Raw genomic sequence first — 17,209 nt, forward strand, 5'->3', positions numbered from 1 at the left:
CGAAACGATATTACTTAATCTTAACCGCACCACACTAAACGAAGCATATCCTTGTGTTGAATACCCTTCTCAAATATGGGCTCATCGTAATTATCTAGAAAGAAGTCTTTTACAACACTGTCGACTCGAAAACCATGTTTTTGGTAAAAGGATAATTGATAACCAAAAGTGCCGGTACCAAGTTCAACCTTTAGAATTCCGCTTGCGGCGAGCATTTTCAATGCTTCATCCAGCAACACCCCACCAAAACCTTTACCTTGATGCTCATCATAAACAGCGATGTTATACAGCTCAGCTCTCTGGCCTTTATGGTCAATCTCTACCAATAATGCCCCGACTATCTTACCTTGTAGAAAAGCCGCGTATGCTTCGCATCGCTGACGATAAACGTTAATGGCAGCCTCTTCAGGGTCGGCTATCAGTAGTAGATCTAACGGTAACACATCATGTGTTAGTGATTTAACTTCAAACATTGAGTCCATCATCATCCAATCTCTTTTTCCATCAAAAAGTTTTTTAACCCTACACCACGAACATTTGCTTCATTTTCTCTAACGATATTAAACCCAAAATGAAGATAAAACGGCTTGGCCGTGATGCTTACAAAAGAGTAAAGCTTGGGTAAGGACATCTCATTTGCCTTTTCATGAATGACATTCATCAAAGCACGGCCAACACCTTGCCCTTGAGATTGATGATGACAATAAAAATGATCAATAAGACCATCCGGCTGTATATCGCTGTAACCAAGGATACGTTCACCGTCAGTAGCGACAAATGGCTGCTTTAAATCAATATAGCGCTCAAATACCTCTATTTCCATGTCTAACGGAGCCCAGCAATTCACCTGCATCTTATTGTAATCTTTGCGATTTACAGTGCGAATTGTTTGTTGATAGAGTTTCAGTAGCCACCGAGCATCATGGGTTGTTGCTGGTCGGATAGTAATTTTGCTCAAAACAACTCCTTATCACCTAAACTGTCATGAATACATCCAGCCATTGATAGGTAAAAGTATTACCGTGGTCACTAGATGGTAACCAATTGAAAAATAGCTTGTTGTGTACTAAATATTAAGACTCATAGAAAACGTCAAGCGGAAGCTATTATGCCCGAAGATAACAAAAAAGTTCTTGTGCTTTACGCTCATCCTTCACAACGCCGCTCTGAAGTCAACGCTCCCATGTTTCGAGACGCAACATCCGTCAAAGGCGTGACTGCAGTGGATCTCTATTACGAGTACCCTACGTACAACATCAACATTGATAAAGAGCAACAACGACTCATTGATCATGACATCATCATCTTCCAATTTCCTCTCTACTGGTATTCAACACCCTCTATTCTGAAAGAATGGCAAGACTTAGTCCTAGAATATGGATTTGCTTATGGTCAAGACGGTACTGCCCTGCATGGAAAAACATTTTTCTGCGCTATCTCCGCAGGCGGTAGAGCGGAAGCGTATCAAACTGACGGCTATAACCATTTCACAATCAGAGAGTTGCTCCAACCATTAGAACAGACTGCAACGTTGACGGGCATGATCTACCTTCCTCCATTTTGTCTGTTTGGCTCTCGTACGGCACAAGAAGAGCGACGCATACCAGAGCATCGGGAACGCTGGCGTGAGTTACTCACCCTACTCGTCGAAGATAAATTCGATATCCAACAAGCTATGCCAATGGAAAAACTCAATCACTATTGGCCTCAAGAGCAAACCGCTAAATCTGATGAGGGTACATCATGACCGAGTATTTTTTACAAGCATTCGTCTATTTGGTTGCCGCCGTCATTGCCGTACCTATTGCTAAACGACTTGGCCTTGGCTCTGTTCTCGGCTACTTGATTGCAGGCGTTGTCATAGGGCCGATTATCGGACTGGTTGGCGAAGAAACGACGACAATTCAACACTTTGCTGAATTTGGTGTCGTGATGATGCTATTTTTAGTTGGCCTTGAGTTAGAACCCAAAATGCTATGGGGGATGCGCCACAAGCTTATTGGCCTAGGTGGCATTCAAGTGGGTGGTACGGCCGCTGCTGTCATGGGTATTGCATTGGCACTTGGACAAACATGGAGTGTTTCGTTAACCATTGGTCTTATTTTTGCGCTCTCTTCCACCGCTATTGTGCTGCAAACCTTTAATGAAAAGGGGTTAGCAAAAACGGAAGGCGGCCAAAGCTCATTTTCTGTGTTGCTGTTCCAAGACATTGCCGTCATTCCAATGCTCGCCTTCATTCCACTTTTAGCTATCCCGGAGTTGGTTGAGCAAGCCCAAAATGCAGTTGATCAAGCCGCAGAACATCATGAGCAGATTAGTTTGGTCGCAGGCTTGCCTGGCTGGGTCTATGGCCTAGTGATTACTGCGTCTATCGCCGTGGTTGTGGTTGGTGGGCACTTCTTAAGTCGGCCGCTATTCCGCTTTGTTGCGTCTTCAGGTCTTAGAGAGATTTTTACCGCTACAGCGTTAATGTTAGTGATTGGGATTGCCGCATTAATGAGCTTAGTGGGGCTATCCCCTGCTCTGGGTACGTTCCTTGCGGGTGTTGTTCTAGCAAACAGTGAGTTCAGGCACGAGCTTGAGTCTAATATCGACCCATTTAAAGGTTTATTGTTGGGGCTTTTCTTCATCACTGTTGGTGCAGGCATCAGCTTCGAAATATTGTTTAACGACTTCTTTGTTATCATTGGCTTAACTCTCGGTGTCATGATGTTGAAAGCAGCAGTGCTCTACATTCTGGCCATGATATTCAAAATACAAAACAGCGCTCGCTGGTTATTTACATTGAGTTTGGCGCAGGCGGGTGAGTTTGGTTTTGTACTATTGAGCTTCTCGGTTCAAAACCATGTATTGCCAAATGACATTGCACAAACGCTTTCACTGGTCGTCGCGCTCTCCATGTTCCTAACACCTGGCCTATTTATCTTATTTGATAAAGTCATCTTACCCCGCTTTGAGAAAGAGAGTAACGATAGAGAAGCAGACACCGTTGACGAACGTGGTAGCGTGCTAATCGCGGGTATGGGTCGCTTCGGACAAATCGTTAACCGACTGCTCGTCGCCAATCATGTAAGGACGGTGGCATTGGATGTCCGAGCTGACCAGGTGGATAACATGCGCCAAATTGGCACCAAAGCCTTCTTTGGTGATGCCTCCAAACCCGACATTCTTCATACTGCAGGAATCGAAGAAGTAAAACTGCTCGTCGTCGCCATTGACAATCAAGAAGCCAGTATCGAACTTGTAAAGTACGTTAAACATACGTACCCTCACGTTAAAATTCTCGCTAGGGCATTCGACCGTGGGCACGGCTATCAGCTCAGACAAGCTGGTGCGGACTACATTGAATCAGAAACCTACCATTCTGCACTAGAACTTGGTGCTAAAACGATGAATTGTTTGGGCTTCCATCCTTTCTTTGTGGAACAACAAAAAACCACTTATAAAGTCATTGAAGACAAGCAATCAGACCGTCTTTATGAAGGTTGGAAAGGTGGCGCCGAAGGTGAGCGCTTTGATAACAATTACCGTGATCTATTTATAGAACTGGAAAGCTTGATTAAGGACGCGATGCAAATCGATCGCAACGACAAGCACTCTCGCGAGCGTGGCTGGACACCACCTCCAAAAGGCTACGCCGACAAATTTGAAGAGTAGCAATTAAAGGTCTGGTAAATAAAGGGACGGGCACATTGCTCGTCCTTATTGTTTATTTGCCCTAGTCTTTGCTCGCAGCATTAGAAACAAAACAAAGAGAACAACGTGGATAAAGATTCAAAGCAGCTCGCTAAGCAACTGTTTAATATGACACTACCCATGGTGCTAGGTGTCCTATCACTCATGAGTTTTCAACTGGTAGATAGTGCATTTATTGGCCAGCTAGGCGTACTGCCACTCGCTGCACAAGGCTTTACCCTGCCGATGCAAATGGTGATCATTGGTATACAAGTCGGCCTTGGCATTGCGACGACAGCCATCATTTCCAGAGCACTTGGCGCTAACAAGGACGAGTATGCGAAGCAGTTAGGTGGGTTGATATTGGTGTTTGGCAGTGCTGGCGTGGCAATCATCGGCGTGCTGATCTGGTTTATCCGCCACCCAATTCTTGCCCTGTTAAGCGCCCCGGAAAGCGTTTATCCGGTCATTGATAGCTATTGGCCATATTGGCTATTGAGCTCATGGGTGGGTGCTGTACTCTATTTTTACTACAGCGTCTGCCGAGCCAATGGCAATACTGTGTTGCCGGGAATGATGATGGTCATTACCAGCATTATCAACCTTGCGCTTGACCCTCTATTTATTTTTACTTTTGACATGGGCATCAACGGCGCTGCCATTGCGACTATCGTTGCCTTTGGTATTGGCATTGCAGTCGTCGCCCCGAAAGTAGTATCAAAAAACTGGGCGTCATTTAATTGGTCTAATGTGGATATCGGCGAGAGTTTGCGCTCGATTTGGAAAATCATGGCACCCGCCATGGTCAGCCAATTACTACCACCGCTATCCTCTATGCTGGCAACAAAGTTGCTCGCGACTTTCGGCACTGCAGCCGTTGCAGCTTGGGCTCTTGGCTCACGTTACGAGTTTTTTGCCATTGTGACCGTGCTTGCCTTAACCATGTCGATGCCGCCTATGGTGGGCAAACTGCTTGGCGCAAAAAATCTCGAGGACATCAAAAAGCTGGTTAACATCGCGGTTGCCTACATTTTAGGATTTCAGTTGTTAGTCGCCGTCATTACTTGGCTATTTGCCACTCAGCTTTCCTCTCTCATGACCAGTGAAGACAATGTCTTTCAGATCTTGAACTATCACCTGATTTTAGTGCCATTCAGTTTAGGGCCACTTGGCGTATGTATGCTTATGGTGTCCATCTCAAATGCTCTAGGTAAAGCTAAAACAGCCCTAGCCATTTCGACCCTTCGATTATTCGCATTTTTCTTGCCTTGTTTGTGGCTCGGTGCACAATTTGGGGGAATTCAAGGGCTCTTTTATGGTGCGCTAATTGGCAACGTCCTAGCAGGAATAAGTGCCTGGTTCACATACAGTTATTCGGTCAAACAACTAGAGAAAACACTGTCTCAGTAACCCCTTGCACTCAAAGTGGTAACGGTAACGACTTTGTCAAACGCCCTCTCCTTTGCTAGGTTTAAAATACGTAGTGAAAGGAGAGGTGCAATTAATGAAAATAAACATTCAGACCCATCACGTATCGATCGGCGACGACTCAAGAGAAGAAATAGAAAGCAAGTTCGAAAAAATTGCGGATCACTTCCCACAGCTCATTAGTAGCGACATCATCATTAGAAAAGAGCATGACCAACATGAGGTGGAAGTATTCACCAACTACGAAGGCGTACGAGTCTCAGCTAAAGCTACTCACGACATCATGTACCCCGCTATCGCGGCATCGTTAAAAAAACTGGAAGCTGGGCTGCGCACCCGCAAGGGTCAGCTTAAATCGGACATCCACTCTTAAATCAATTACCACGATATCACTGACGTGGTTTATGCCTAACCAAGATTCCAAAGCCGACAGTACGTCGGCTTTTTTGGTACTAAACCCTCCTAAGGGAATCCATGCTTATTACTTAATTCGAATACTACCTGCAACATTTTCTTATTCTGATATTGAGTAAGAAAATACCTGCTTTATCGCCAGCACTATCGTTCATCATGTGCCTCTCAGATAGTCTCTTCGACTTTTGAAAGCCTGTGGCACAAAATGACAACTTTACAATTTTTATCCCGCTACTATGTGCTCCAAACAACGTGGAGCAGACATCATGACCTATAGAGAATTTCAACATACCGACGCATACAAACTTATGGTGGGCACGGGTGACCTTATCACTTCCATTGCCAACTTTAGCTTTACAGTCATCAAATCCGTAGCTAGAGCCGGCTACTGGATTGTACGAAAAACTTACTCATGGATCGTCCAGTGATAGAGCTAAAACCAAATAGCGAGTATCCACACCCTGGATTTTCGCATTATTTTTTCTAATTAATAACAGAAATATTTATCGTGATTAACATCACATTTTGTTATTGATGAAAACTAAAACTGACACTAATATCTGCGCCCTAACACTGACAGGGCAAATCCTAGGCAGGTTTCATCACTCCCTATTGTTTACGAGATATTTGAGAAATGTCATCCAAATTTCCATTAGCAAAGCTGACCTTTTTAATCGCTATTCTGACCGCAGTTGGTCAAATGACTCAAACTATGTACGTCCCATCTATTGGGCAAATGGCGCAAGAGTTTCGTGTCAACCCTGCCATGCTACAAGCTGTGATGGCGTGTTACCTGATCCCTTATGGTTTATCGCAGTTCGTATATGGCCCTCTATCAGATAAATTGGGTCGTAAACCTATCATTCTAGTTGGATTAGCTATATACCTTGTCGGCGCTGTGATGAGTCTGTTCGCACACTCCTTCGAGTTGTTTTTACTAGGCAGTTTTATTCAAGGTGCTGGCATCGGTAGCGGCGGAGCGATGTCTCGTACACTCTCTCGTGACTGTTTCTCCGGGGAAGAACTACACCGCGCAAACAGCATCATTAGTATGTGCGTCATTTTTTCACCACTGCTTGCACCCGTGCTTGGTGGCGTGTTTACAGAAACTCTGGGCTGGCGTTCAAGCTACCTGTTCTTAACTTTGTTTGCCGTTGCCGTGGTGATTGTAATGGCATCGAAGCTGATGGAAACGCTGCCTCAAGAACGTAGAAGTAAAAGCTCAGCAATGGACAACTACCGCTTTGTACTAGCAGATCGTCGCTTTCAAGGTTACGTGATTTGTCTTGTAGCGACTTTCGCTGGAGTTGCTGTATTCGAAGCAGCGGCTGGCGTACTGTTTGGTGGTGTACTTAAACTATCCGCGCTGACTGTTAGCATTCTGTTTGTAATGCCAATCCCAGGCTATTTACTGGGCGCTGGTTTCTCCTCCATGCTGGCCAAACGTTACGGAACACAAGCGGCATTCAAGTTTGGCTTGGCTGCTATTGTACTTGGCTCTGTGGTGGTGTTACTTCCAGGTCTACAAGGTGCAACCGACGCTTGGACACTGACATTTGGATCCACAATCTATTTTCTAGGTGCTGGTGTCTTATTCCCAGCGGCGACAACAGGCGCGTTAACGCCATTCCCAAATCATGCGGGTACAGGTGGCGCAGTATTGGGTGGCATGCAGAACCTTGGAGCTGGACTTGCTACACTTGGGGCCTCAGTTATCCCTGCTAGCAGCCAACTTCCACTCGGAGTAATTATGCTTATCATGGCACTGTTGGCGATGTGGGGACTTCATATTGCCAATCGTGATCGAGGTCATGACAACAGCAATGATGCCGTCATGGTATAGAACATTCATTGACAGAATTACCTCACAAGGCGACGTTTCACGTCGCCTTTTTGCCGCCAAAATTAGACTCAACTCGACATATCGTTGCGTTTCAATACCATTTCTCGACTTCTATTTTGTTTTCAGTTGGTTAACATTGCAATATGGCATACAGCGGCTAGAATGGTGACTTACCCTCTACCCAATAATGCCATGGAAGGAGTCACTGGAGTTGAGAGTTCGCTGTATGCATCACCTTGTTGTCATTGTTATCTCCACTGCTCTAGTCGCCATTAATGCCTTTCAAAGTGCACATGCCGCCAGCACGGAAAATAAAACCTTTCTAGTCTCCGCCCATGAGCGGGACTTCTTAGCGAGGTTTATTTTTTCGACCATAGAGAGTCAATCAAACTTTCGCTTTGAATATGTTACTGCATCAGATTTTACTGAACGACTGAATGCTGTTGAAAATCACAATCTCGATTTTGTCGCCAATATCACTTTTACCAAGGCTCGCTCTCAGCGATTTATTTTTTCGCAGCCGATCAATATAGAACCCACCTATTTATTTACTCAATCCGGTCAAAGCTTTGACGATCTGTCTGTCATTGGCACCACCATGGGGACTGCGTTTAATGATATTATTCAACGCTACTACCCCGAGAAGCGGGTCTTAAGCTTTAACGACAATGAAGTCGCATTTGAAAGCATGCGCAGCGGCGATATTGATGGCTACATCGGCACATTTTTACAGCTAGAATGGTTTTTAAACGCTGGATTCAAAGCGGCTCTTATTAATGACAGAGTCTCAATACCGCCTGTCTCTATCATTACTAATAAACATGGGAACGCGCCTTTGTTGGCGAAGTTCAGTCAAATCATCTCACAAGATTCTGTTCAAAAGCAGATACGTAGTTATATAGAAAGCTACATCACCAACATAGCAATCAAGCAGTTAAAAAGTGACATTGAGTCTTCCGCCTTAGACCTTAGGGCGCCTCTAGAGGTGCACCTCAACCACAGAAAGCCTTATGTCTATCAATCCAAAGATGGTGATGTAAAAGGCGTTGCCGTCGAACTGGTTAAAGAAATCTGTCGTCTCGGTTCTTTGCAATGTGAACTTATTTACGAGCCAAACATGGCCTGGGCGGCATCGCTGCAAAAACTCATGCTAGCCGAACACGACGTCATGACCCCTATTGCTGATCTCCGGCATCGCAAAAAGCATATGATCTTCAGTCGACCTTTTGCTTCAATTGATGGCGTGATTGCTAAACGTGTAGGGTTTAAGGAAGAAGTCTACAGGCATATCTCTGAGCTTTTTGCTGAACGTGTAGGCGTCGTAGAAAATGATGTTTTTGCCACTATCACCAGACGATTGCTACCGAATAAAGAATTAGTCTATTTCAAAGACACCGAAGCCATGGTACGAGGTCTAATTGCCGGAACTATTGATTACGCGGTCACTAACCGCGTCACACTCAATACTTTGCTCTACGAGCAAGTACTGTCGGAAATTACTGAAGACCACTACTTTAAGCCTTTTTATCAGTCTCAGTTGAGTTTTGGCTTTCCGAAAACAGAACGTGGTGAAACACTGGCAAAACTGTTCAACCGTACGTTGGATTTTGTTGATACAGAAGCGATCCATCAGAAATATCAACCACCTGCGAACTGGCGAGAGCTCAATAAAAAAGAGCTAGATAAAAAGCGCCTTAATATAATCAATGTACTGCTCGGCCTGTTTATTTTAGTGACCATCGTATTTGGCTATCTGACTAATCATAGAGCAAACCATGACGCCCTAACTAAGCTGAAGAATCGATACGCGTTGAACCGTATTCGCAAGCAATCATTAGGAAAAGGAAACGGGCTTATTTATATTGACCTTAATGGGTTTAAACAAATTAACGACACTTACGGCCACACTGTCGGCGACCAAGTACTAAGATGCTACGCCAAGCTACTGCGCCAAACGGTAAATGGGACGAGTTATCGAATTGGAGGTGATGAGTTTGTTGCTATTACGCCAATAAGCAGAAGGAAATTGTCTGAACTGCTACCACAACTCGAAAGTTTTGAGTTTAAGCTTCGTGGCAAAGATGAAACACTGCAGCTTCACGCAGCAATAGGGGTGTTCTTACCAGACAGCAGCGAGCTAAGTATTAAGCAGCTACTCATCTATACTGACTTTGCCATGTATGAAGCGAAAAGAAACAAAGATCTTCGCAGCGTTATCGTAGACAAAGCTAAGTTGGCAGAGCTAATAGAAGCTAACGGTATTCATAAAGCGGCTTAAAGAGCCCAAAAACAGAAAAGGAGGCTTAGGCCTCCTTTGTCATTATGGTACCTACACTTCGAATCGGCCAACCAATTGATCTAGCCTTGAGATAGAGTTTTGCATAAGTGATGTACGACGCGCCAACTGCTTGGATTGATATTGCAGGGAACTTGTCGACTCAGCAGCATGCTCCGCTGTCTTTGAGTTGGTGTTGCTCATGTCCGCAAGTCCAGTAATTGCAGCAAACAATGAATTTACCGATTGTTGTAACTGTTCGTTCTGCCTCGATGTATCAGCTAGGTAAGCATTGCTTTCTACATTTTCAATCCCCGCACGCATGGTATTCACGGCTTTCTCAGACTGCTGCCTTAGCTGTTCCATCAAGTCGCCAATATCCTTCGCTGCAGCGGCGGTTCTATCTGCTAAGGTCCTCACTTCATCAGCGACGACAGAAAAGCCTCTACCGTGCTCGCCCGCCCTCGCCGCTTCGATGGCCGCATTCAGTGCCAATAGATTGGTTTGCGCCGTAATGTCTGTGATAAGTGTGACGATGTCACTTATCTTTTCCATTTCATTATTCACGTCATTTACACTGGTAGACGAGGATTGAACAATCTCTTTAATGTTATCGGCGCTACTACGAGCCGTTTCATACTCCTGATGCGCACGTTCAACAGACTCCGTCATCAACACATGCATTTCTCTCGCATTATCATTAGCAGAACGGATTTCTTCAACTTGCTGCTCGGAAAGATCAATAAGCTGAGAGATGGATCCAGACGTATCCTCACTGGACTTGGACAATCGCTGACTACAACGAAACATAGATTCAGAGACATTGTTCACTTCACGACTCGCAAACACCAACTCTGATACAACTGTTTCTAAGTTATCAATGAAGCTGTTTGTCCACCTGCCTAAATCCCCTGTCTCGTCCGCTTTAAACTTGGAGGCATCAAGCCGCTGCTTTAGATTTCCATCTCCTTCGGCCAATACTTTCATCACACCTGTCATCTGTTCAAGGCTTCGCGACAAAGGTTTCGCTGTCCGTGATCGAAACAGTAGCGTTAATGCACCAGCACTTAGCAGTGATATGCCCGCACTCGAATACGGATCCCAACCCAAAAAGTGCTGAAGCGCCACTGGCAATAGTGTGACCAACATGGCTGAAGCCATAAAGCGACGAGTTAAGCGCCCCACCAGCGACCGATGGCGGTGCACTTCTTCCAAATCCGACTCACACATCATGCCCCATCGATCAATGGAGCCAGGCAACTGAAATGTCACGCCCTTACCAATCACCGGAATATGGCGATAGTCCGAGTATCCAGGGTAATCAACATATACATTACTGCCATTTTTGATCGTTTCGCGCACACCCGGGTGGAGTTGATTGGTCGCGGGATCATTAAACACCACTTCAAATTCGGTGTGATGACGAATTTGCACCCCTTGCTTTAAGTTCTCTCCATGAGAAAAGGTATTATCTTCAAATCTAGAACGCGACAGTGCAACACCTTGTGCGATGGTTGGATCGAACTTCGACTCAACCATAAATAAGTAGTTATCCCCTGACTCACTATAGATATGCCCCGCCTCTCGCTGTATCAAATCTCCTAGAACATCATTTGGCACACGCCCGCAGAGCACCGGAGAGTTAGGCTGGCTGGCATCAAGGGGTTGATAGAACATCAGGGTAACAGCATCATGAAACTTGGATGATGACGCCCCTATCGTTAGCGTTTTCTGATCAACGTAAGGGCCATGTAAAAATGGCCTCACTTGACCCAGTTCTAATGCTTTCGGAGCGGCTAGTTTTTGTCCATTGTGCTCACGATAACTTGAGCAGGTCGTCACACCGGTGCTATCAACCAAGAAAAGCTCTGTGAAGTCTTTGCTGCGTTTAAGCAATAAATCGAGCGCCTCAGCTTGTTCATCTTGCGTCTTCGAGGAGAGATAGAAAGCGGCATCTTCTAAGAACCGCCATTGATTAAGCGTCCATGTTTCTAACAGCTTCACCCGAGTTTGAGCAATGCTCTCGAACGTTTGCTCAAGCTCATTAATGCGACTGCGATTGGCAAAACAAGCCAGACGCATCGCGATTTTCCCCGTGCTTCCAAACCATGGTAGCCAGCGTTTTTCTGTTGTTGTTAAGTTCATGTTCAATCCCTTGAATCTAGTTTATTGATAATAAAGCAATTTATATACCCGTATTCTGTAGGGTTTAAACACTCGCAATTGCAGGGAATGGGAAAATGAAAACAGTCCTCATCGCACCAAATGGCTTTGATTAGCACCAAGTCTGTGCATTACTAGCACCAAATGAGTGAATTGCCTTTTCGAGGGGCAAGACATATCTACTAACAATAAAGTTGCCAAGTTAACACTATGATCTTGATAACAAATAGCCCATTTCCGGACGTAAATAGTACACTGTAAGCATTACTTCAATGCCTTGTTGGGAGACCACATGACTGAAAATCGTAAAGCCAGCCAAATTGTTTCCATTCTCTCTACTGTCCTTGCCATCGGCTTAGCCATTTATCTTGGGTCACTGATCAAATCAGTCGATACCATTGAAGAAAAGCTGAGCCATCAAGCACAGCAAATCGAACGAACAACCATTGCTGCAAGTGGCAATGCAGATCGCAGTAGTTACGTCCCTGCTTACTCTCATATCTACACCGATGGAGGTAAACCCGTACTGCTAGAGACCACGTTAGTTGTGAGAAACACAGATCCAAAGCAGAGCATTCAAATCCATAGCATTGATTACTTTGACACGGAAGGAAAACTGATTAGAAAGTTCCTAGACAAAGGTTATGTACTCGAACCACTTTCAAGCTCTGAGTATCTAGTAGAAAAACGAGAAGTGAGCGGTGGGGTCGGTGCCAATTTTATTGTTAATTGGTCAAATCCGAATGACGCATCGGAGCCGATATTTGAGGCCGTGATGATAGGCTCCGGCCACGGAAAAGACATCTCGTTTACCAGTCGAGCCACGAACTAATACAAAACGGCCCATTTCAACCAGTGAAATGGGCCGTTTTTAATGCGTAATTAGATACGCTTCAATCAGACTTAATTTGTTTGCTCGTTCAAGTAAGCTTGCAGTGAGATGGTCGTCCATTCACGCATTTTATTTAAATATGACGCTTGTGAATCCAAGATTTCTTTTGCCAGTTCATCGTTAGCCGCTTGTTGCTTAAGCAGTTCACCGTTCGCTTGTTTTAGAGCATTAATCACTTCAGGTGGGAAGCTACGAACTTTAATGTCTGGGTACTCTGAACTCATCTTAGACCAGCTATTCGCATTTTCATGGAGCGCTTGAGTATACATATCAAACGCCGCGACGCGGAACGAGGTTTCTAGAATGATTTTTAGATCGTCAGGTAGCTCTTGCCAGACTTTTTTGTTTACTAGGAACTGTGTCTCGGATCCTGGCTCATGCCATGCGGTGTAGTAATATGGCGCAATTTTCTGAAAGCCCATTCGTAAATCAAACGCAGGTCCAACCCACTCTAGAGCATCAATAGTGCCACGCTCTAACGATGTATAAAGCTCTCCTGGAGCGATGTTCGTAGGTTTAGCACCAACCTGAGCCAACACTTCACCAGCGAAACCCGGGATACGCATTTTTAACCCTTTCAAATCATCGATGGTGTTGATTTCTTTTTTAAACCAACCACCCATCTGGATATCAGAGTTACCGCCCGGAAATGACAATAGGTTATGCGGTGAATACACCTGTTGCATCAACTCTAAACCGCCACCGTGATAAAACCACGAATATTGCTCCATGGTTGTCATACCAAATGGCATCGATGAGAAATACAGCGTGTTTGGAACCTTGCCTTTCCAGTAGTAAGAGCTGGAATGGCCAAGATCGTATTGTCCCGATTTCACCATATCAAAGACGCCAAGTGGTGCTTTGTGCTTGTTGGCCGAATCGATACGAATGATCAAACGTCCGTTCGACATTTCTTTCGCAAGCTTAGCCATATTCTTACTCGCATCCCCTAAGATGGGCGTGTTAGGTCCCCAGGTTTCTGCAAGTTTTAGACGATACACTTTGTCATCTGCTTGAACATGAGTTGCGGCAAGAGTGGTTAGAGATGCGACGATAAGAGTACTGACTCGACGAATGGTTTTTTTGAAGTCCATTTCTTAGATTCCTGTGTACGTTATTGGGTAGCTCACCAACAATGAATGTAAACACCTTGTATGTCAAAGTGTTATCATTTGGCTTCATTCTGATCGCACAGGCAGTCTGTCTATTATTTAACCACTGAGCCTTATTTTATCCTTTACGCCGCACTAACCCTTTATTTATCTCCAAGCCGGAGGCCGCTAAAAATATTCCATTCTGTTTAACAAAGTGATAGTTCTGTCACGGATTCTCTGATATTAATAGCCGAATTGTTCAATATTTTGAAAAGTAACACTATGGACTGGGCTACACTGACAATATTCATCCCCACCTTTTTCTTTGTATCTATTACTCCAGGTATGTGCATGACGCTCGCCCTTACTATGGGTATGAGCATCGGTTATCGTCGCACCTTGTGGATGATGATTGGTGAGCTTTTGGGCGTTGCGGTTGTTGCTTTAGCGGCTATTTTAGGTATCGCGGCAGTAATGCTGAGATATCCAGAAGTGTTCACTATTTTCAAAGCAGTAGGTGCGACTTACCTCTTCTATCTAGGCATTCAAATGTGGCGTTCACGCGGCAAACTCGCCATCACATCCGAAGTTGAGCAATCGTCACGTCACAACGATTGGGATCTTGTTGTACAAGGCTTTGTCACGGCCATCGCCAACCCTAAAGGCTGGGCTTTCATGATTTCACTGCTTCCACCCTTTATCGATCAATCCAAGTCAATGTTTGGCCAGGTCTCCATGATGCTTGCGATTATCTTAGTCAGCGAATTCGTCTGCATGACAATATATGCAACCGGAGGCAAAGGTTTAAAACGCACCCTGGGCAACGCCAACAATGTGCGAACCATGAATCGCATCGCAGGCACGCTCATGTGTGGCGTTGGTGTTTGGCTGTTTTTCGGCTAAATAATGGGCTCCTGGTAGGAGCCCATTTTCTTTACTGAGTGACACCAGCAATGACTGCCGGCTCTCCGGTCACCGCAGGCATGGAGCCTATATCTGCGCTGCCTGTTACTGACGTTGGCACTGCGACGGCAGGGTCTTGAAGCGTTAACAAACTACACTCAGAGCTCGCTAAAGGCTTCATGAGTTCTTCAATTTCTCTTGCTTTAATAACATATTGGCTGTCTCCGCCCATCACCACACCATCGCGAATTGAGAACGCCGCTCTGTAGTGACTATTATCGCTATGTTTGATACTCGGGAGCCCCCATAGGTCACCATTGCCCCCGTAGTTCAGCATGAAGGTTTGATTTGCATACTCTCCAGCATCACCGCTTCGATCACTATCGCTAGTATGCACATAGCTAAACTGAATAGGACGCTCGAAGCTTACAATGTCTCCAGATTCATCTCGCACCGTGGTTAGTCGATTCCATTCATTCACCCCAGTTTCCCAAACGTAAAACTCTTGCACTAGGTTGGAGTCATAAATATCCCATGGATTCGAAATGGATTGCGTCGACAAAACCATCGGGCCTGTCCTGACACCCCAATGGTGAGGGCTAGATTCAAGAGTGGATGAAGTGATTGAAGAGTCAAACTGAACCGGTTCACCACTTGTCACACTGACGAGTGTGAGCGCATTATCGCCGCTAATCGAGAAAGTAAACGCATAGGCGTTACCATGCTGCGTTTCAAAAGGACTGTTCTCGCCCCAATATTGAGCGATGTGCTGAGCATCAATAGTTCCGATTGGACAGTTGTCATAACAGTTCAGAGTAATTGTACCGTTATTAGGAAGTGCCGCATCACCACTTTGAGAACCGTCGATAAAGGTTTGTTGATAGTAAGTGATACTGTCTTCGCCACTTAGATACTTAACTTCACCACCAAGCTGTTCGGAGTACATGTAAAGACTTTCATGGTCATTCAAAGCAATAGCAATCGGAGTATCGAGCTGAGTAACCGTTGGACCACTTTCCCCCCACTTTAGCTTCCCAACTTTTACAAATTGCTGACTACTATAATTCACGACCCACTGGTCAAAGTTACCATCTTGATAGACAGCATCATCCCAATAGTGGAAATCAATGCCTGCTAACTCAGTAAGCGCCAATTCGTTTACGGTGTTTTTAATCAAACGTCCTGGTGCCGTCACGATAGTTAATGACTCTTGCTGAGAATCATTGTCTCTAACCACAGTATCGCCATTACTAAACTGCTCACCGCTTTCAGTCCAAAGCCCCCAATAGCCGACAAACCCATAACTGTCTTTGTTCCCGTCGTCACTTGAGTCGTAGCGAATTGGAAAACCGCTATTGAGTTCAATCGCAGCTCCGGTGGTCGAGTCATATAAATCATAACGATGAACATGAGCGGTAAACTCTGTGCGGCTCAAACACTGTGTGCCCGTTGTATGATCCCCAGACTTGTATGGAAGATCGTCAAAGTCACCATTGGTGCTTTGGATCAACACACGGCTATCATCAAACGCTAAAGCAAAGGTCTGTCCACCGCTGCCATCAGCACCAGAGTACTCCATTCCCGTTAGCGCAACACCCGCAGAGCGATCTTCGGACATGACAACACTGGCGCACTGTTTATAGCTCTCATTTCCACCATGACTTCCTTGCTCATAGAGAGTAAAACCAATTTGGCCTTCAAGGTCTGAGATGGTTTTCACCTCGCCACCACCTGACTGGTTGTTTTGCTCAAAATTGTCAAAAAAATCGAAGTTAAAGGTAAAGTCACCAAACGGATTGGTATCGGTAGCACCATCACGAATCGTTGCTTTGAACTTGATTGCTTGCTCACCTTGCTCGTCTTGTCCCATATCCGGCAGCCAAACGCTAACAACCAAGGGTTCTGTCTCAGAGTCCCTTTCTACGGTACTTACTGCTTTCATTAATTGAGTTTGGTTATTCGCACCCGACGATTGACCGCCCTCTCCGGATTTGTCTTCATCAAAGCAAACGGATTCATCTGCCAATACTAGGTAGGGGCCTTGATTGGCAAATTCCACGCTATTGAACTGCGCAGTAAAACAAAGAATGCTGTTAACCAGTTCAATCGGTTCTAACGCTTCATTCCATACATGAGTGCGTTGCTCTGCCAATGTATAGTCGCTTTCTGCGTCATTATAGGCCGCATGAATACTGAGAGGCAGCAGCGCGATTACAAGAGGGATTAAATTAATCGTTTTCATTGGTCACTACCTCCAATTGTTCAGGCAGCGAAAGCTGAGAGGTTGGGATGGTTTGAGTTTGATCACCTGTGCTAGAGTCCCCTCCATCTCCATTACAACCGAAGAGTAGTCCTAGAGCTAAGGTAGCGATTACTGCTTGGATATGAAGTCGTATCATATCTCCTCCTTGTCATTTGCTAACGAAAGTAGTTCGCGCCAACTAACCTTATTTATATTGTGGTTACTAGTAACCTAGGACAATGTGAACGAAGGTTTATAGAACAAAATTCTATATAGAAGT

Annotated in this window: 14 protein-coding genes; 8 read left to right on the forward strand and 6 right to left on the reverse strand. The window is 45.0% G+C overall.

All coding sequences use genetic code 11. The features are described from left to right. Positions 1–20: 20 nt before the first annotated feature. A complete protein-coding gene (locus tag ACVA6Q_RS11050) occupies positions 21–488 on the reverse strand; it encodes a GNAT family N-acetyltransferase (RefSeq protein ID WP_446647511.1) in 468 nt (155 codons plus the stop codon). Continuing rightward, positions 485–958 carry an N-acetyltransferase family protein gene (locus ACVA6Q_RS11055; RefSeq protein WP_446647512.1) on the reverse strand — a complete coding sequence of 158 codons (474 nt, stop codon included), beginning with the start codon at positions 956–958 and terminating at the stop codon, positions 485–487. Before ACVA6Q_RS11055 ends, ACVA6Q_RS11050 begins: the two co-directional genes overlap by 4 nt. A gap of 150 nt (positions 959–1,108) precedes the next feature. On the opposite strand from ACVA6Q_RS11055, the gene ACVA6Q_RS11060 reads away from it, so the two are divergent. The 6 genes from ACVA6Q_RS11060 to ACVA6Q_RS11085 all read left to right on the forward strand — a co-directional run bounded on the left by ACVA6Q_RS11060 (position 1,109) and on the right by ACVA6Q_RS11085 (position 9,638). Then, positions 1,109–1,747, forward strand: a complete 639-nt coding sequence (locus tag ACVA6Q_RS11060) for an NAD(P)H-dependent oxidoreductase (RefSeq protein ID WP_353496081.1) — start codon at positions 1,109–1,111, stop codon at positions 1,745–1,747. Next, on the forward strand, positions 1,744–3,657 hold the full coding sequence (locus ACVA6Q_RS11065) for a monovalent cation:proton antiporter-2 (CPA2) family protein (RefSeq protein ID WP_446647513.1): 1,914 nt from the start codon (positions 1,744–1,746) through the stop codon (positions 3,655–3,657). Before ACVA6Q_RS11060 ends, ACVA6Q_RS11065 begins: the two co-directional genes overlap by 4 nt. Positions 3,658–3,804: 147 nt before the next feature. Then, on the forward strand, positions 3,805–5,085 hold the full coding sequence (locus ACVA6Q_RS11070; RefSeq protein ID WP_446647765.1) for an MATE family efflux transporter: 1,281 nt from the start codon (positions 3,805–3,807) through the stop codon (positions 5,083–5,085). A 94-nt stretch (positions 5,086–5,179) separates the two neighbouring features. Further along, positions 5,180–5,476 (forward strand): ribosome hibernation-promoting factor, HPF/YfiA family, encoded by a 297-nt coding sequence (gene hpf, locus ACVA6Q_RS11075; RefSeq protein ID WP_353496079.1) that lies wholly within the window; start codon positions 5,180–5,182, stop codon positions 5,474–5,476. 675 nt (positions 5,477–6,151) lie between these two features. Next, on the forward strand, positions 6,152–7,360 hold the full coding sequence (gene emrD, locus ACVA6Q_RS11080) for a multidrug efflux MFS transporter EmrD (RefSeq protein ID WP_446647514.1): 1,209 nt from the start codon (positions 6,152–6,154) through the stop codon (positions 7,358–7,360). 226 nt (positions 7,361–7,586) lie between these two features. Next, on the forward strand, positions 7,587–9,638 hold the full coding sequence (locus ACVA6Q_RS11085; RefSeq protein ID WP_446647515.1) for a diguanylate cyclase: 2,052 nt from the start codon (positions 7,587–7,589) through the stop codon (positions 9,636–9,638). Between the two features lie 51 nt (positions 9,639–9,689). On the opposite strand, the gene ACVA6Q_RS11090 is transcribed toward ACVA6Q_RS11085, so the two are convergent. Beyond that, the gene (locus tag ACVA6Q_RS11090) at positions 9,690–11,780 is read right to left on the reverse strand and encodes a methyl-accepting chemotaxis protein (protein WP_446647516.1); all 2,091 of its coding nucleotides are present in this window, start codon (positions 11,778–11,780) and stop codon (positions 9,690–9,692) included. Between the two features lie 310 nt (positions 11,781–12,090). On the opposite strand from ACVA6Q_RS11090, the gene ACVA6Q_RS11095 reads away from it, so the two are divergent. Next, a complete protein-coding gene (locus ACVA6Q_RS11095) occupies positions 12,091–12,630 on the forward strand; it encodes a DUF3124 domain-containing protein (RefSeq protein ID WP_446647517.1) in 540 nt (179 codons plus the stop codon). Positions 12,631–12,701: 71 nt separating this feature from the next. Here the strand turns inward: ACVA6Q_RS11095 and ACVA6Q_RS11100 are convergent, their stop codons facing one another. Next, positions 12,702–13,784: a TRAP transporter substrate-binding protein gene (locus ACVA6Q_RS11100; RefSeq protein WP_353496072.1), complete on the reverse strand. Its 1,083-nt coding sequence runs from the start codon at positions 13,782–13,784 to the stop codon at positions 12,702–12,704. Positions 13,785–14,066: 282 nt separating this feature from the next. Between ACVA6Q_RS11100 and ACVA6Q_RS11105 the strand changes: the two genes are divergently transcribed. Beyond that, positions 14,067–14,687, forward strand: a complete 621-nt coding sequence (locus ACVA6Q_RS11105) for a LysE family translocator (protein ID WP_353496071.1) — start codon at positions 14,067–14,069, stop codon at positions 14,685–14,687. A gap of 31 nt (positions 14,688–14,718) precedes the next feature. Here ACVA6Q_RS11105 and ACVA6Q_RS11110 read toward each other — a convergent pair whose 3' ends face one another. Next, positions 14,719–16,929 carry a hypothetical protein gene (locus ACVA6Q_RS11110; RefSeq protein WP_446647518.1) on the reverse strand — a complete coding sequence of 737 codons (2,211 nt, stop codon included), beginning with the start codon at positions 16,927–16,929 and terminating at the stop codon, positions 14,719–14,721. Next, positions 16,916–17,086, reverse strand: a complete 171-nt coding sequence (locus ACVA6Q_RS11115) for a hypothetical protein (protein WP_446647519.1) — start codon at positions 17,084–17,086, stop codon at positions 16,916–16,918. The genes ACVA6Q_RS11110 and ACVA6Q_RS11115 overlap by 14 nt, the downstream gene beginning before the upstream one ends. Positions 17,087–17,209: the final 123 nt, after the last annotated feature.

This window comes from Vibrio sp. DNB22_10_4, assembly GCF_052879755.1.

What these genes read in the sequence shown, in the direction of transcription:
- ACVA6Q_RS11050 (WP_446647511.1), bottom strand. Translation starts at nt 488, where the DNA reads ATGATGATGGACTCAATGTTTGAAGTTAAATCACTAACACATGATGTG.
- ACVA6Q_RS11060 (WP_353496081.1), top strand. Translation starts at nt 1,109, where the DNA reads ATGCCCGAAGATAACAAAAAAGTTCTTGTGCTTTACGCTCATCCTTCA.
- ACVA6Q_RS11065 (WP_446647513.1), top strand. Translation starts at nt 1,744, where the DNA reads ATGACCGAGTATTTTTTACAAGCATTCGTCTATTTGGTTGCCGCCGTC.
- ACVA6Q_RS11070 (WP_446647765.1), top strand. Translation starts at nt 3,805, where the DNA reads ATGACACTACCCATGGTGCTAGGTGTCCTATCACTCATGAGTTTTCAA.
- hpf (WP_353496079.1), top strand. Translation starts at nt 5,180, where the DNA reads ATGAAAATAAACATTCAGACCCATCACGTATCGATCGGCGACGACTCA.
- emrD (WP_446647514.1), top strand. Translation starts at nt 6,152, where the DNA reads ATGTCATCCAAATTTCCATTAGCAAAGCTGACCTTTTTAATCGCTATT.
- ACVA6Q_RS11085 (WP_446647515.1), top strand. Translation starts at nt 7,587, where the DNA reads ATGCATCACCTTGTTGTCATTGTTATCTCCACTGCTCTAGTCGCCATT.
- ACVA6Q_RS11090 (WP_446647516.1), bottom strand. Translation starts at nt 11,780, where the DNA reads ATGAACTTAACAACAACAGAAAAACGCTGGCTACCATGGTTTGGAAGC.
- ACVA6Q_RS11095 (WP_446647517.1), top strand. Translation starts at nt 12,091, where the DNA reads ATGACTGAAAATCGTAAAGCCAGCCAAATTGTTTCCATTCTCTCTACT.
- ACVA6Q_RS11100 (WP_353496072.1), bottom strand. Translation starts at nt 13,784, where the DNA reads ATGGACTTCAAAAAAACCATTCGTCGAGTCAGTACTCTTATCGTCGCA.
- ACVA6Q_RS11105 (WP_353496071.1), top strand. Translation starts at nt 14,067, where the DNA reads ATGGACTGGGCTACACTGACAATATTCATCCCCACCTTTTTCTTTGTA.
- ACVA6Q_RS11110 (WP_446647518.1), bottom strand. Translation starts at nt 16,929, where the DNA reads ATGAAAACGATTAATTTAATCCCTCTTGTAATCGCGCTGCTGCCTCTC.
- ACVA6Q_RS11115 (WP_446647519.1), bottom strand. Translation starts at nt 17,086, where the DNA reads ATGATACGACTTCATATCCAAGCAGTAATCGCTACCTTAGCTCTAGGA.